A 13,244-nucleotide genomic window follows, 5' to 3' on the forward strand; every position below is an offset into this window, starting at 1 on the left:
ATTGGTGTTGGGTGTTGGTTTGATGTCAGGGAGTGTGATGGCGGGTGATGTCGTCGAAAAGCCCAAGGTGCTGATCTTCGATGTCAATGAAACGCTGCTGGATCTTGCCTCGATGCGCAGTTCCGTCGGTGAGGCACTGGGGGGAAGAGAAGACCTGCTGCCTCTGTGGTTCTCGACCATGCTGCATTATTCTCTGGTGTCTACCGTGACCCGGGATTACCACGACTTCGGCCAGATCGGTGTCGCATCGTTGCGGGTGGTCGCGGAGAACAACGGTGTCGAACTGACGGATGAGCAGGCGAAGAAGGCCATCATCACCCCGTTGCTGACACTCCCGCCTCACCCTGATGTCAAGGAAGGTCTGGCCAGGCTGAAGGCTGAAGGCTACAAGATCGTCAGTCTGACCAACTCGTCCAACAAGGGCGTCCAGGCGCAATTCGAAAATGCGGGATTGCTGCCGTATTTCGATGCGCGCTACAGCATTGAAGATATCCAGATCTACAAGCCGGACCTGCGTTCCTATGAATGGGTGCTCGACAAGCTGGATGTCGAACCCGAGGAAGCCATGATGGTCGCGGCACATGGCTGGGATGTCGCCGGCGCCAAGGAGGCGGGCTTGCAGACCACATTCATCGCCCGCCCAGGCAAGGCACTGTTCCCGCTGTCCAAGAAGCCGGATCATGTCGTGAAGGATGTGAATGAACTGGCCGACATTCTCCAATAGCACCAGAATCCTTGATTGACAGACCCCTTGATTGACGGATGCTGAAGATATCCTGTCATGGCGTCAGTGGCATTGGTGAGGCTGGCGGGCGTCGAGTGACAGGGCAATTTGCCTGTTCAGGCTGAGATTGCCAGTCTCACCGCATGGCAGATGACGGCGTCAATGGTAGGCTGGGCGGCAATCCCCTTTTTACCAACCGGAGCTGAATATGAGTGACGCATCACAGCAGCATGGCCATCGTGCCCCTCAGGTCATCGAGCCGAGCGCCCAGGCGGATGCCTGCGTGATCTGGCTGCACGGCCTGGGTGCTGACGGCAGTGATTTCGTGCCAGTGGTGCCTGCGTTGGGGCTGCCCGAGAATCACGGTGTGCGTTTCGTCTTCCCGCATGCACAGGAGCTTGCCGTGACCGTCAATGGCGGCATGCGCATGCCAGCCTGGTACGACATTCTCGAGATGAATCTCGGGCGGCGTGTCGATGAGGTGCAGCTGCGTGAATCCGCGGCCTACGTGCATGCCTTGATCGAGGAGCAGATCGCCCAGGGCATCGCCAGTGAGCGCATCATTCTGGCCGGCTTTTCCCAGGGTGGTGCGGTGGTCTATGAGGCGGCGTTGAGCTGCGAGCGCCCGCTGGGCGGCCTGCTGGCGCTTTCGACCTATTTCGCGACCAGCGCGACCATTGCGCCGAGCGCCGCCAATCAGGGCCTGGCCATCAGTGTCCATCACGGTACCCACGACGATATCGTGCCGCTGGCACTGGGCGAGGCGGGCGCCGAGAGTGCGCGTGCGCTGGGTCATCCGCTGGAATGGCAGACCTGGCCGATGGCGCACGCCGTGTGTCTCGAGGAAATCGAGGCGATCGGTGAGTGGTTCAAGGCGCGTCTGCTGGCCTGATCGGTCGCCAGTATCGACTGCCAGAGCAAAACGCCGCTGACGGAGTGATCCCTCAGCGGCGTTTTCATGTGCTGCCAGCGGTCCCGTCATGCGCCGTCAGCGGTCTTTGCCTGTGCTGGTCACGCTCAGCAGCGATAACGGTAGGCGAGGTGTTCATCCTTGCGCGGGCCGGTGATGCGCCAGTCGAGATCAAAGCCCAGGGCATTGCCCGCCTCATCGCGCACGATGACCAGCGTGGCGGCGTAGAGATCATCGATGCACAGATGCGCTTCACGACTGACGAAGTGGTCTTCGCCTCGAGCGCTGTCGGCCACCAGGTCGAACAGGAAGACGGCGGCATCGCGGCCACGACGCTCATGACTGAGCGACAGCGCCTCGCCATCCGCAGCCAGCTGCCAGCGATAGCGGTTGTGGAAGTTGACGCTGGATGACTGGCCCTTGAGCTGGAACTGGCCCTGCTCGAGAAATACCACGCTCTCCGCCTCTTGCTGAGCCGCTTGCCGTGCCCCGTCGTGGGGGGAATCTGGGGCTTCGCGGGTGACCGTCACCTCGCCGCTTCCCTGGCCAGACCAGGCATTGCGCGAGGCCGGGCCGGAGCGTGACGAAAAATCCAGCCGGCGGATCTGCGCGAGCAGCGCATAGAGGGTTACAATTGGTGTCAACTTCTTCTGGCTACCGGGTTTACTCGTCATGTCCTACCTGATTGGTGTCACGGCCCTCTGGGCCTTCTCGTTTTCCCTGATCGGCGTCTATCTGTCTGGTCAGGTCGATAGCTATCTGGCCGTACTGACGCGTATCGCGCTGGCGTGCCTGATCTTCGCGCCGTTTATGCGCCCGCGTGCGATCAGCGGTCGTCTGCGCTTCCAGTTGATGGCCATCGGCGCGATCCAGCTCGGCCTGATGTACATCTTCTTCTATCGCTCCTTCCTGCTGCTGCCCGTGCCGGAAGTGCTGCTGTTCACCATCTTCACGCCTATCTACATCACCTTGCTCGATGACCTGATGAACAAGCGCCTGTCGCCATTCTACCTGCTGACCGCCGCGATTGCGGTGCTGGGTGCGGCGATCATTCGCTACGACGGGGTCAGTGACGGCTTCTGGCTCGGCTTTGCGGTCGTGCAGGGCGCCAATCTGTGCTTTGCCATCGGGCAGGTGGCCTACCGTCAGGTCGCTCCGCAGCTGCCGGCGGATGTCGCCCATCGCCATGTGTTCGGCTGGTTCTATCTCGGCGCGCTGGCGCTGGTGATCGTGATGTTCCTGCTGTTCGGCAGTACCGACAAGCTGCCGTCGCAGCCGGTGCACTTCGTGGTGCTGGGCTGGCTGGGCATCGTGGCCTCGGGGCTGGGCTATTTCCTGTGGAACAAGGGCGCGACGCGAGTCGATGCCGGCACGCTGGCGATCATGAACAACGCGCTGATACCGGCGGGCCTGCTGGTCAATCTGCTGATCTGGAACCGCGACGCCGACCTGGCGCGTCTGGCGCTGGGTGGGGCGGTCATCGTGGCGGCACTGGTGATCAACCAGATGTGGGCGCGTCGCCGCGAGCAGGCGCTGCGCATGGCCTGAAAGTCTGCGCCATAAGGAAATCCAGACATCGCATCACAATCAGCCCTCGCCCTGTGCGAGGGCTTTTTGCAGGTGAGTGGTGAGGCGCGCCAGTATGTCCTGCTGGCGGGGAATCTCGTCAGAGGACCGTGCAGCGTTCTGAGTCGCTTCCTCGCCGAGCTGGGCTGCATTCAGACGCAGGCCCGATTGTTCGACATTGAACAGGCTGCCGGGCAGGGTGGCGATGCCTGCGTTCAGCAGGTCCTGATGCAACTGCTCCAGCTGGCGCGCCTCAAGGCTTGGCAGGCCACACCATTGCAGATAGCCGCCACTTGGTGGTGGCAGCCAGACGCTGTCGCCCAACGCTGCGCTCAGGTGCGCGCGCAGACGCTCCAGGCGCTTGGCATAGCAGCGTCGCATGCGCTGCACGTGGCGGCCGTAATCCCCGCTGGTGATCAGTTCGCTCAGGGCGGCATGCATCCACGGCATGTCGCCCATGCCATTGGCCCAGCGTGCCCGAATCATCGCCTGCAGCCCCAGTGGTGACTCCTGCTCGGGTCGTGACAGCCACAGCCAGCCGCAGCGGGTGCGGGGGTCCAGCGTCTTGGAAAATGATCCGAGACTGATCAGCGCAGGCATCGGCCTGTCGGCATGGCGGTGGGCGAGGTCGGCCAGCCACGGCTGGCGGGTATCGAAGCTCAGCTCGGCAAAGGTGGTGTTCTCGACCAGCAGGATGGCGTGGCGTGCCGCCAGTGCCAGCAGGCGGTGGCGATCTGGCGTGCTCAGCTGTCCGCCCAGGGGATTATGGCCATCCGCGGTCACGATCAGCGCATCCAGCGTCAGGGCGGGCGTCTTGTCATCATGACGTTCGAGCAGACGCTCGAGCGCCGCGACATCAAGTCCCTGGTGCGCGCGGGCAGGAATGGCGATCGCCTGATGACCCTGGGCTTCGATGGCGGCCACGATACCGAAATAGCCCGGCGCTTCGACGCCGACCCGACAGCGGCCCTTAGTGGCACGCAGCTGGCCGAGCAGCAGTGACATGCCATGCTGCGCCCCCTGGCTGATCAACAGGGCATCGCTGTCACAGGGATGGCCGTGGTGGCTGAGGTGCTGGGCGATGGCAGTGCGCAGCGCGCTCGAGCCCGGCGGCAGGGCATAGGCGCTGGGGTGCTGGGCATGCGCCCCGAGCTGAGTGCGCGCCAGACGATACAGGCGGCGCACGGCGGGGGCGTCCAGCTCCGGATGAGCGGCGCCCAACGGCGCCAGGCGCGGATCACTGGCATTCGCCATCGCCTGCCAGGCCGGGTCACTGATGGTGAGTGTGGTGATGGCGCGCGGCCTGTGATGTGACTCCCGCTGCCCGTGCTGCGACTCCCTAGGGTGGCGTGATGAAGTCGGGCTGTTCTGTGAGCCGGTATTCAGGTCATCCGTGTCGTGAGCAGCCTGCGTCGATGGCGCGACCCGATAGCCGGCACGCGGTTCGGCGATGATCAGGCCCGCCGCCTCCAGCTCGCCATAGGCACGGATCACGCTGTTGAGGCCGAGCCCCGCCTGCGCCGCCTGCCGCCTGAGCGAAGGCAGGCGCTGTCCCGCGCTCAGTTTGCCCGTCGCCATCTGGGCCTTGAGTCGCTCGACCAGCTGTTGATAGCGCGGCAGCGTCGCGGCTGTGGCGCCTGAGCTGGCGGTTGAGCTGGTGGTTGAGTTGATGGCGTCGCCGGCAAGCGAAGGGCGGCTGGCGGACGAAGCGTGCTCGGCGGATGACATGCCTGTCTGTACCCCTTGAATTGGTGATTATCTGTATCTTGTGCCCCCTTGAGGGGTCGCGGCAAGCTGAAGGCTCATGTCGTGGTCCCGTCGGTGCACGTCCTGCACCTGCCTATGGGCCGCCCGCTTGTCATTTCTCTCGCTGGAGTCTGCGTGATGTGGATGCCACTTTGCTTCGTGTTTCTGTTCGCCAGCGGCTTCATCGCCGCGCGCTTCGGTACCCTGGACGCTGAACCCTTCACCTTGCTGCTGGTGCGCAGCCTGCTGGTGCTGCCGGTGCTGGGGTTGATTCTGTGGCTGCGCCGCAAGCCGCGTCAGTGGGGCCGGCGCAATGACCGTCTGGCGCAGATGGGCATCGGCATGCTGTTGCATGGCGCCTACCTGGGCGGCGTGTTCGCAGCGGTCAAGGCGGGGCTGCCGGCGGGCCTGACGGCGCTGCTGGTCAGCCTGCATCCACTGGTGACGGCGGCGTTGTCGCTGCCGTTGTTCGGCGTGCGTCTCGGGGTCAGGCAGTGGGCGGGGCTTGGCTGTGGCGCCATCGGCGTCAGTCTGGTGCTGGGGGCAGGGCTGGCCAGGGACGGTGCGGGCACCCTGGAGTGGCCGCTGATCGGGCTTGTCTGGTGCCTGGTGGCGCTGATCGGCGTGTCCAGCTCGACGCTGTGGCAGAAGCGGGTCTCCGGGCGCATGGGGCTGGTCGAGGGGCTGATGTTCCAGTATCTCGGTGCGGGCGCGGTATTCGTCGTCGCCGCGACCAGTGTCGGCAGCTTTGCCTTTGACCCCACGCCGCGTCTGCTGCTGACCATGGCCTGGCTGGTGATCGCCATCTCGGTCGGTGCCATCTGGCTGCTGATGCTGATGCTGGAGCGGGGCGAGGCCCATCAGGTCGCGCGCACCTTCTTCCTGGTGCCGCCGTGTGCCGCGCTGATGGCATGGTGGCTGTTCGACGAGCAGTGGACCGCGCTGATGGTCACGGGCGCGGCACTGGTGGTGCTGGGGCTGGTGCTGGACCGCCCGCGTCCGGGCATGGCGAGCAAGGCGCCGGCGGAGGACGCCACGCCGTCAGCGCCTTCAGCCTCGATGCCCCCAGGCTCAACAGCTTCAGCAACTTCTGAAGCTTCGGCAACGAACAGCGGGCAAGCCGCGTCGCGCTGATGCGTGCCGAGCGCACTACTCACCACGCACAGCGTATAGATAAAAAAGGACAACGCCCCGCCGGCCCGAGATGGGCTGGCGGGGCGTTGTCGTCTCTGGCCAGTCAGAAGTGCTAGCCAGGAAGTGGCTGATCAGAAGCGATAGCTGATCCCGGCCATGGTCACGATGGGGTCGATCTCGACCTTGTCGTTGACGCTGCCTGCCACGGTGACATCGGAATCGATATCCAGATACCAGGCAGCGACGTTGGCCGCCCAGTGCTCGTTGATCACCAGATCGACGCCGATCTGTGCGGCCGCGCCCCAGCTGTCATCCATCTCGAGCTTGGTGCCATCGTCGAGGGTTTCATCGGAGAAGTGGGTGTAATTGACCCCCGCGCCGATGTACGGCTGGATGCGCGATTCACGTCCGCCAAGCGGATAGTACTGCAGTGTCAGAGTCGGCGGCAGGTGATCGACGGAGCCGGCCTTCTGGCCATTGAGCGAGATGTCGTGGTCGAAATCCTGCGCCGCCAGCAGTTCGATACCGAAGGTATCGGTGAAGCGATAGCCGAGAGTGAAGGCAAAGGCGCTGTCATCATCGACGTCCACGTCGGCACCGATGGCATCGATGCGACCGTTGTCACTCTTCGGCGAGACCTTGGCGACACCCGCACGCGTCCAGAACTGCCCGGCGCCGTAGTTGAGAGAGCTGAGAGAGTTGAGAGAGCCATGAGAGCTGGCATTCAGCGAGTCGGCGGCCATGGCAGGTGCGGCGCCGAGAGTCGCGAGGCTGGTGAGGCCTGCCAGTGCCAGAATCTGCCACGGGCGTGCTGCAGAGCGCGGGCTACGCGAAGTCAGGTGCGCGGGGAGGGAGGCTGAGCGAGTGACGACGTCGGACATGATGGCTCCTGAAGGATGGCGGGAAACAATGCCCTCATTCTAGGTAGCCGAATTTCGAGAAATTTGATCTGAGGCAAGAGTTTACGGGCGTTATTGCACGGTGAGGGACGTGGTTGATCTAGGTCAATTTCTGCGGCGCGCCGCTGAAGATCCGCCGTGTAGCCGTTGGCTACCCACAACGAAAACGCCGCAGACCCGAAGGTCTGCGGCGTTTGTGTGTGATGCCCATCTGGCGCCTGGACGGCTCGGCGTTGCCGAGCTCCATCGCTGACGTTTTCATGGCGCGGCATCACACCGCTTGCCAGGTACTCGCTGGAGGCATGTTCACGCCTCGCGCATGGACTTAGAAGCGGTAGGTGACACCGGCACCGACAGTGACCGGGTCCAGCTCGGTGTCGTTCACGTCCTGACCGGCGATCTTGGTATCGGCCTTGACGTCGGCGTAACGAGCGAAGCCGTTGACGGCCCAGGCTTCGGTGATCTTGAGGTCCACACCCAGCTCGGCAGCGGCGCCGTAGCTGTCGTCGATGTCCATGCTCTGGCCACCGGCAGACTCACCGGAGAAGTGGGTGTAGTTCAGGCCGACACCAGCGTACGGCTGGACGCGGGCTTCAGTACCGCCCAGCGGGTAGTACTGCAGCATCAGGTTGATCGGCATCTGATCGAAGCCGCCGGCGCTGTTTTCCCAGTCAGTGCTGAATTCTTCAGTGGACTGCAGGGCGATGGCCAGGTTGTCGTGGAACATGTAGCCCACGGAACCGGCGAAGCCGGACTCGTCCTTGGCGATCAGACCGTTGCCGTTGTTGCTCTTGCCGTCGACCTTGGCAACGCCACCGCGCAGGAAGATATCGCCCTTGCCATATGCCATGGCGGATTGTGCGCCCATTGCCATGGTGCCGGCGATAACAGTAGCGGTCAGGATCTTGATAGCTTTCATGTGTAGTTCTCCTTGAAGCTTGGCTTCGTGAGCTGCCTGTCAGCAGTGCCTCGCTACCCTACGGCTTGGGCCGTGTGCTCTGCGTGGCTGCGTCGATCAGGGGACGCAGCAAACTATAAAAAACAGTGTTCTGTTTGGCAAGCATTTTTTAGAACGTTGTTTGAAAACTTTTTAGGCGTCCTGTTAGCGGATGTTACTGATTATTTCAGGGAAGTTTAATGTCTCACGAGTGAGACTTGTGGTGACGCATTCGAGCGACATCCTCATTCATCCTCGCGCAAGGTGATCAAGACCTTGGTCGCATGCCGTGTGCGAGGTCAGTAATCACTGCGCCAAAGATCGTCACCGGGCTCTGCAGACTCAGCGACGCTTGCGTGCGGCGCGTGCTTCCAGCTTTTCCAGCCACTGACTGACCTCTGCGCTCTGCGCATCCGAATCGCGATAGACGGCAAGAAATTGTCGCCATTCGTCGTGCTGCCAGCCCTTCAGGCGGCGCCACAGCACGTAGAGATCGCGCAGGCACTCGTGGCGGCGCAGCACGAAGCGGCGCGTCTTCTCGAGATCGATGATGACGGCGTCCATCTGCCAGGTGCTGTCCGGCGACTCACTCGGCGGGCGACTCAGGAAGATGTGCTTGGGGAACAGACAGCCATGCATCAGGCCAGCCTGATGGATCTCGCGAACCAGGCGAGCGCTGGCGGTGATGACCTGAGAGCGCATGCCGGTATCGAGTTCCGCCCAGCGTTGGTGCCAGTGATCCAGATCAGCGCGCCCGGCGAGATCGAAGGTGATCAGGATGGCACGCCATTCCCGGCCTGCGCGCCGCTCGCCGTACCAGCCGGCGTCCACTGCCGGTATCCCCAGCGTGTGATAGTGACGGATGGCACGCCATTCGCGAGAGAAGGTCGGTTCGCCCAGCGGTCGCGCCAGACTGCGGCCCAGATGGTTGGTCTGGCGCTTGAGGTAGAGGCGATGGCTGTTGCCGTCCTCATCCTCGAGTGTCAGCAGCGAGACCGTCGAGACGCCGCCGCGTTCACGATTCGGCGCGTCGACGTCGTGGGCTGCCACTTGCCACAGGGCATCGAAGCTATTGAGGTCGTGCTGCTCCAGCAGGCGGGCAAGTCCGGCTTCGCAGTAATCGCCGTGGCCGCGCGGCGCCGTGGCGCTGGGGCTGTTGGTGGCGGTATGACCAGCAGAAGGATGAACGGGGGAGCGATGCGTCATGTCAGGTAGGAATCACGGTCTCGGGTGATGGGCGGTAAGCGTGCACTGGCAATCCTTGTCGGTGAGCGCTGCGATGACTGGCCATGATAGTTAGCCTGCTGGGGAAGTGACAGGCCTGTGGCATAAAACTCTCCTTCCCACTGCGGCAATGGTGTGAAGGCGTGATGGTTTTGAGCGTGGCGCTGGCGCCGCTTGGGTGCGCCAGTCGGTCGCAGCGTGGTGCAACGTCGCAGTGTGGTCGATGGTCGCAGCGCGCGCAGGGGGTGAGGAGTCAGCGTTGAGTTGGCGCCAGGCCAGCGATGCCCGTCGTTCCAGCATCCATGCGGCTTGCAGCGGAGTTGTCCTGTGACGACAGCCACTTGGCTGAGATGGAGGGTGCGACATTCGCTCGGTGAGTGCGACAACCTGACATCTGGAGGCTGGCGCGGGAGGGTAGACAATGCCGACCAAGGTCTTGGTGCCACGGTGCCATTGCCTGTGTGCTTGCCGGCGACAGTCGGCCTGATATTCCGCCCGACGTCGGTGGCAAGCGCATGCAGGGACGGCGCCTGACCGTCCGCCTTATCGCAAAGGGGTTAAGACATGATCTCCGATACCGTCGTGGAGCTGTCGCGGTTCCAGTTCGGCATGACCGCGCTCTACCACTTCCTGTTCGTACCATTGACCATCGGAATGGCCTTTCTGCTGGCCATCATGGAATCCCTGTATGTCATGACCGGCAAGCAGGTCTACCAGGACATGACCAAGTTCTGGGGCAAGCTGTTCGGCATCAACTTCGCTCTTGGCGTGGCCACGGGCCTGACGATGGAATTCCAGTTCGGCACCAACTGGGCCTACTACTCGCATTACGTCGGCGACATCTTCGGTGCGCCGCTGGCTATCGAGGGCCTGGTGGCCTTCTTCCTCGAGTCCACCTTCGTCGGCCTGTTCTTCTTCGGCTGGGACCGCCTGAGCAAGCGTCAGCACCTGATGGTGACCTGGCTTGTCGCCTTCGGCTCCAACTTCTCGGCACTGTGGATCCTGATCGCCAACGGCTGGATGCAGAATCCGGTCGGTGCGGCCTTCAATTTCGAGACCATGCGCATGGAGCTGACCAGCTTCGCGGATGTCATCTTCAACCCGGTCGCCCAGGCCAAGTTCGTGCATACCGTGTCGGCAGGCTATGTGACCGGCGCCATGTTCGTGCTCGGCATCAGCGCCTTCTACCTGCTCAAGGGGCGTGATCTGGGCTTCGCCAAGCGCAGCTTCGCCATCGCCGCCGCCTTCGGTCTGTTCTCGGTGGCCTCGGTGATCGTGCTGGGCGATGAGTCCGGCTATGAAGTCGGGGATGTCCAGAAGGCCAAGATGGCCGCCATCGAGGCGATGTGGGAAACCGAGCCGGCGCCGGCGTCCTTCACGCTGATCGGTCTGCCCAACGAGGAGACCCAGCACACCGATTACGGCATCCATATTCCCTATGTGATGGGCCTGATCGGCACGCGATCGCTGGATACCGAGATCCCCGGCATCAAGGAGCTGACCGAGGAGCACCGCGGACGCATCCTCAATGGCATGCAGGCCTATGACCTGCTCCAGCAGCTGCGTGATGGCCAGGACGACATCGCGACCCGCAAAGCCTTCGATGCGGTCAAGGATGATCTCGGCTACGGCATGCTGCTCAAGCGCTACGTCGAGACGCCCTCCGATGCCACGCCGGAGATGATCGACAAGGCCGCCGCCGACTCGATTCCGCCGGTCGCGCCGATGTTCTTCTCGTTCCGCATCATGGTCGCCTGCGGCATGGCGATGCTGGTGATCTTCATCGCGGCGGTGTGGATGACCGCCAGGCATCGCTTCGACGTGCGGCCCTTCCTGTGGATCTGCCTGCTGTCCATCCCGCTGCCGTTCATCGCCGTGGAAACCGGCTGGTTCGTGGCCGAATTCGGGCGTCAGCCGTGGGCGGTGGGGGAGATCCTGCCGACCTTCATGGCGGCCTCGAGTCTGGATGAGTCCGACCTGTGGTGGTCCATCGGTGGCTTCCTGGCCTTCTACAGCCTGTTCTTCGTCATCGAGATGTGGCTGATGTTCCACTTCGCGCGCAAGGGGCCGTCTTCCCTGCACACCGGTCGCTATCACTTCGAGCGCGGCGGCATCCACCATGGCGCCATGTCCGAAGATGACGGCATGTCACTCAATCCTTCGCTGTCATTCAAGGAGTAACGGATCATGTGGGATTACGAGATCCTCAAGCTGTTCTGGTGGGTGGCGGTAGGGCTGCTGCTGATCGGCTTCGTCATCACCGATGGCATGGACATGGGCGCGGCGATGCTGATGCCGCTGGTCAGCCGCAATGACAGCGAGCGCCGTGTGGTGATCAATACCCTGGCCCCGCACTGGGATGGCAATCAGGTGTGGCTGGTCACGGCCATTGGCGCGGTGTTCGCGGTGTGGCCGGTGGTCTACGGCGCCGTGTTCTCCAGCTTCTATTTCGCGATGCTGGCCATCCTGTTCTCGCTGTTCTTCCGCCCGCTGGGCTTTGACTACCGCTCCAAGCTCGAGAACACCCAGTGGCGCGGCTGGTGGGACCGCGGCATCGTCGCCGGCAGCCTGATTCCCACCGCCTTCTTCGGGCTGATCTTCGGCAACCTGCTGCAGGGCGTGCCGCTGGAAGTCGATCAGTTCATGCGTGCCAGCTACGCCGGCAGCTACCTGGGCCTGTTCAACCCCTTCGCTCTGCTGTGCGCCGCGCTGTCCGTGGTGATGGTGATGCTGCATGGCGGCACCTGGCTGGTGGCACGTGCCGATGAGGCCGTCGCCGCACGCAGTGCGCGTCTGGTGCAGCCGCTGGGCCTGCTGACGCTGGGGCTGTTCGCGCTGGGCGGGCTGTGGGTGTGGTTGTCTGGCATGGGCTACAGCATTGATCAGATGGGCGACACCGCCTCGGCCCTCAAGCTGCTCGACAAGCAGGTGGGGCCGGGTAGCTGGCTGGATGTCTATGCACGTGAGCCGCTGACGTTGCTGGCACCGCTCAGCGCGATCGCCGGTGTGCTGGCCGCGATGGTGCTGTCGGCTCGGCGCAAGGGCGGCGCGGCCTTCACGGCAAGCTCCGTCGGGGTAGGGGGCGTGGTCGCCACCGCAGGCATCAGCATGTTCCCGTTCATCGTGCCGTCCTCGCGCATGAGCGAGGCCAGTCTGACGCTGTGGGATTCCGTTTCCAGCGAGCTGACGCTCTCCATCGTCACCGTGGCGGGTCTGGTGATGGTGCCGACCATCATCCTCTACACCACCTGGTGCTACGTGAAGATGTGGCGTCGCGTCACCGTCGCGCATATCGAGCAGGACGGTCACAGTCTGTATTGAGTTGAGCTAGCTGAGCCAATTGCTCCCATTTGCTATCAACAGGCGAGGGCAGTGCCTTCGTCAGGAGACGACACCATGTGGTATTTCGCCTGGATTCTCGGTGTGTTGCTGGCCTGCTTCGCGGGCATCATCAATGCATTGTGGCTTGAGCAGACCCACACCTTTGACGATGATTGAGTGAGGCGGCCCCAACGTTACTTCTGCGCCGCTGACCGTTCCGATCAAGGAGAGCTCGATGTCACGACCCTGGTACGCCTCACGACCACCGGCCTGGTGCCGAACTCGACCTGCCCATCTGGCCTCGCTGCTGCTGTCTGCCATGGTGGCCATCTGGATGCTGCTGGGGCCGGATGCGATAGCCTCGATGCAGACAGGGCCGCGCTATCTGATGTTGCTGGTCGCGCTTTGGGGGCTGGGCGCCGGCTTCACGCATGGCGTCGGCCTGGTGCCGCGCCATGCGACTCGCGCCTGGCTGCTGGGGGCGCCGCTGAGCTGGTGTCTTCTGCTCATCACGCTGGTGGTCCTCGCGTCCAGCCAGTAACGCGATTGCGCAGATTCCATTTATTACATCAACAAGCACGGCCGCTCCAGGGAGCGGCCGTGCTTGTTTTGGGCCAAAGGCATGGCTTGCGAGCCCTTGAGTGATTCAGGCTTTACTTGTCGAGGCCGCAGGCTCTGTGACGCAGCGAGGTGGTGTCGCGCTCATTGCACCGCACAGGCCGCTCTCACAGACCGCTCTCGCAAGCCCCTTGCCGGCCCTGCAGGCCCTCGTAATCGCTCGCG

At 63.2% G+C, this 13,244-nt stretch carries 13 protein-coding genes; 8 read left to right on the top strand and 5 right to left on the bottom strand.

Going from position 1 to position 13,244, the window contains the following annotated elements; all coding sequences use genetic code 11:
- Positions 1-22: 22 nt before the first annotated feature.
- Both AC5WNJ_RS05365 and AC5WNJ_RS05370 read left to right on the top strand, forming a co-directional pair.
- A complete protein-coding gene (locus AC5WNJ_RS05365) occupies positions 23-724 on the top strand; it encodes a haloacid dehalogenase type II (RefSeq protein ID WP_495930597.1) in 702 nt (233 codons plus the stop codon).
- A gap of 208 nt (positions 725-932) precedes the next feature.
- The gene (locus AC5WNJ_RS05370) at positions 933-1,616 is read left to right on the top strand and encodes an alpha/beta hydrolase (RefSeq protein ID WP_495930598.1); all 684 of its coding nucleotides are present in this window, start codon (positions 933-935) and stop codon (positions 1,614-1,616) included.
- A 125-nt stretch (positions 1,617-1,741) separates the two neighbouring features.
- Here AC5WNJ_RS05370 and AC5WNJ_RS05375 read toward each other — a convergent pair whose 3' ends face one another.
- Entirely contained in the window at positions 1,742-2,308 is a 567-nt protein-coding gene (locus tag AC5WNJ_RS05375; protein ID WP_495930599.1) for a DUF6314 family protein, read from the bottom strand.
- Between AC5WNJ_RS05375 and AC5WNJ_RS05380 the strand changes: the two genes are divergently transcribed.
- Positions 2,307-3,182, top strand: coding sequence for a carboxylate/amino acid/amine transporter (locus AC5WNJ_RS05380; RefSeq protein ID WP_176676647.1), 876 nt, complete (start codon positions 2,307-2,309; stop codon positions 3,180-3,182). The two genes, AC5WNJ_RS05375 and AC5WNJ_RS05380, sit on opposite strands and share 2 nt — an antisense overlap.
- Before the next feature lie 39 nt (positions 3,183-3,221).
- Here the strand turns inward: AC5WNJ_RS05380 and AC5WNJ_RS05385 are convergent, their stop codons facing one another.
- Entirely contained in the window at positions 3,222-4,928 is a 1,707-nt protein-coding gene (locus AC5WNJ_RS05385) for an aminotransferase-like domain-containing protein (protein ID WP_176676648.1), read from the bottom strand.
- A gap of 156 nt (positions 4,929-5,084) precedes the next feature.
- Here AC5WNJ_RS05385 and AC5WNJ_RS05390 point away from each other — a divergent pair, with 156 nt between their 5' ends.
- Entirely contained in the window at positions 5,085-6,080 is a 996-nt protein-coding gene (locus AC5WNJ_RS05390) for a DMT family transporter (protein WP_176676649.1), read from the top strand.
- A 131-nt stretch (positions 6,081-6,211) separates the two neighbouring features.
- Here AC5WNJ_RS05390 and AC5WNJ_RS05395 read toward each other — a convergent pair whose 3' ends face one another.
- The 3 genes from AC5WNJ_RS05395 to AC5WNJ_RS05405 all read right to left on the bottom strand — a co-directional run bounded on the left by AC5WNJ_RS05395 (position 6,212) and on the right by AC5WNJ_RS05405 (position 9,122).
- Complete coding sequence (locus AC5WNJ_RS05395; protein WP_495930600.1) at positions 6,212-6,961, bottom strand: OmpW/AlkL family protein; 750 nt, start codon at positions 6,959-6,961, stop codon at positions 6,212-6,214.
- A 343-nt stretch (positions 6,962-7,304) separates the two neighbouring features.
- Positions 7,305-7,898 carry an OmpW/AlkL family protein gene (locus AC5WNJ_RS05400; RefSeq protein ID WP_054556795.1) on the bottom strand — a complete coding sequence of 198 codons (594 nt, stop codon included), beginning with the start codon at positions 7,896-7,898 and terminating at the stop codon, positions 7,305-7,307.
- Positions 7,899-8,258: 360 nt separating this feature from the next.
- Complete coding sequence (locus AC5WNJ_RS05405) at positions 8,259-9,122, bottom strand: lipopolysaccharide kinase InaA family protein (protein WP_495930601.1); 864 nt, start codon at positions 9,120-9,122, stop codon at positions 8,259-8,261.
- 582 nt (positions 9,123-9,704) lie between these two features.
- Between AC5WNJ_RS05405 and AC5WNJ_RS05410 the strand changes: the two genes are divergently transcribed.
- From AC5WNJ_RS05410 to AC5WNJ_RS05425, 4 genes are all read left to right on the top strand, one after another.
- On the top strand, positions 9,705-11,321 hold the full coding sequence (locus AC5WNJ_RS05410) for a cytochrome ubiquinol oxidase subunit I (RefSeq protein ID WP_495930602.1): 1,617 nt from the start codon (positions 9,705-9,707) through the stop codon (positions 11,319-11,321).
- 6 nt (positions 11,322-11,327) lie between these two features.
- Entirely contained in the window at positions 11,328-12,461 is a 1,134-nt protein-coding gene (gene cydB, locus AC5WNJ_RS05415; RefSeq protein ID WP_495930603.1) for a cytochrome d ubiquinol oxidase subunit II, read from the top strand.
- Positions 12,462-12,536: 75 nt separating this feature from the next.
- Positions 12,537-12,638, top strand: coding sequence for a cytochrome bd-I oxidase subunit CydX (gene cydX / locus AC5WNJ_RS05420; RefSeq protein WP_024951692.1), 102 nt, complete (start codon positions 12,537-12,539; stop codon positions 12,636-12,638).
- Positions 12,639-12,696: 58 nt separating this feature from the next.
- Positions 12,697-13,002, top strand: a complete 306-nt coding sequence (locus AC5WNJ_RS05425) for a cyd operon YbgE family protein (RefSeq protein ID WP_131431628.1) — start codon at positions 12,697-12,699, stop codon at positions 13,000-13,002.
- The last annotated feature ends 242 nt before the right edge of the window (positions 13,003-13,244 follow it).

This window comes from Cobetia sp. PDI-23MA (assembly GCF_059507735.1).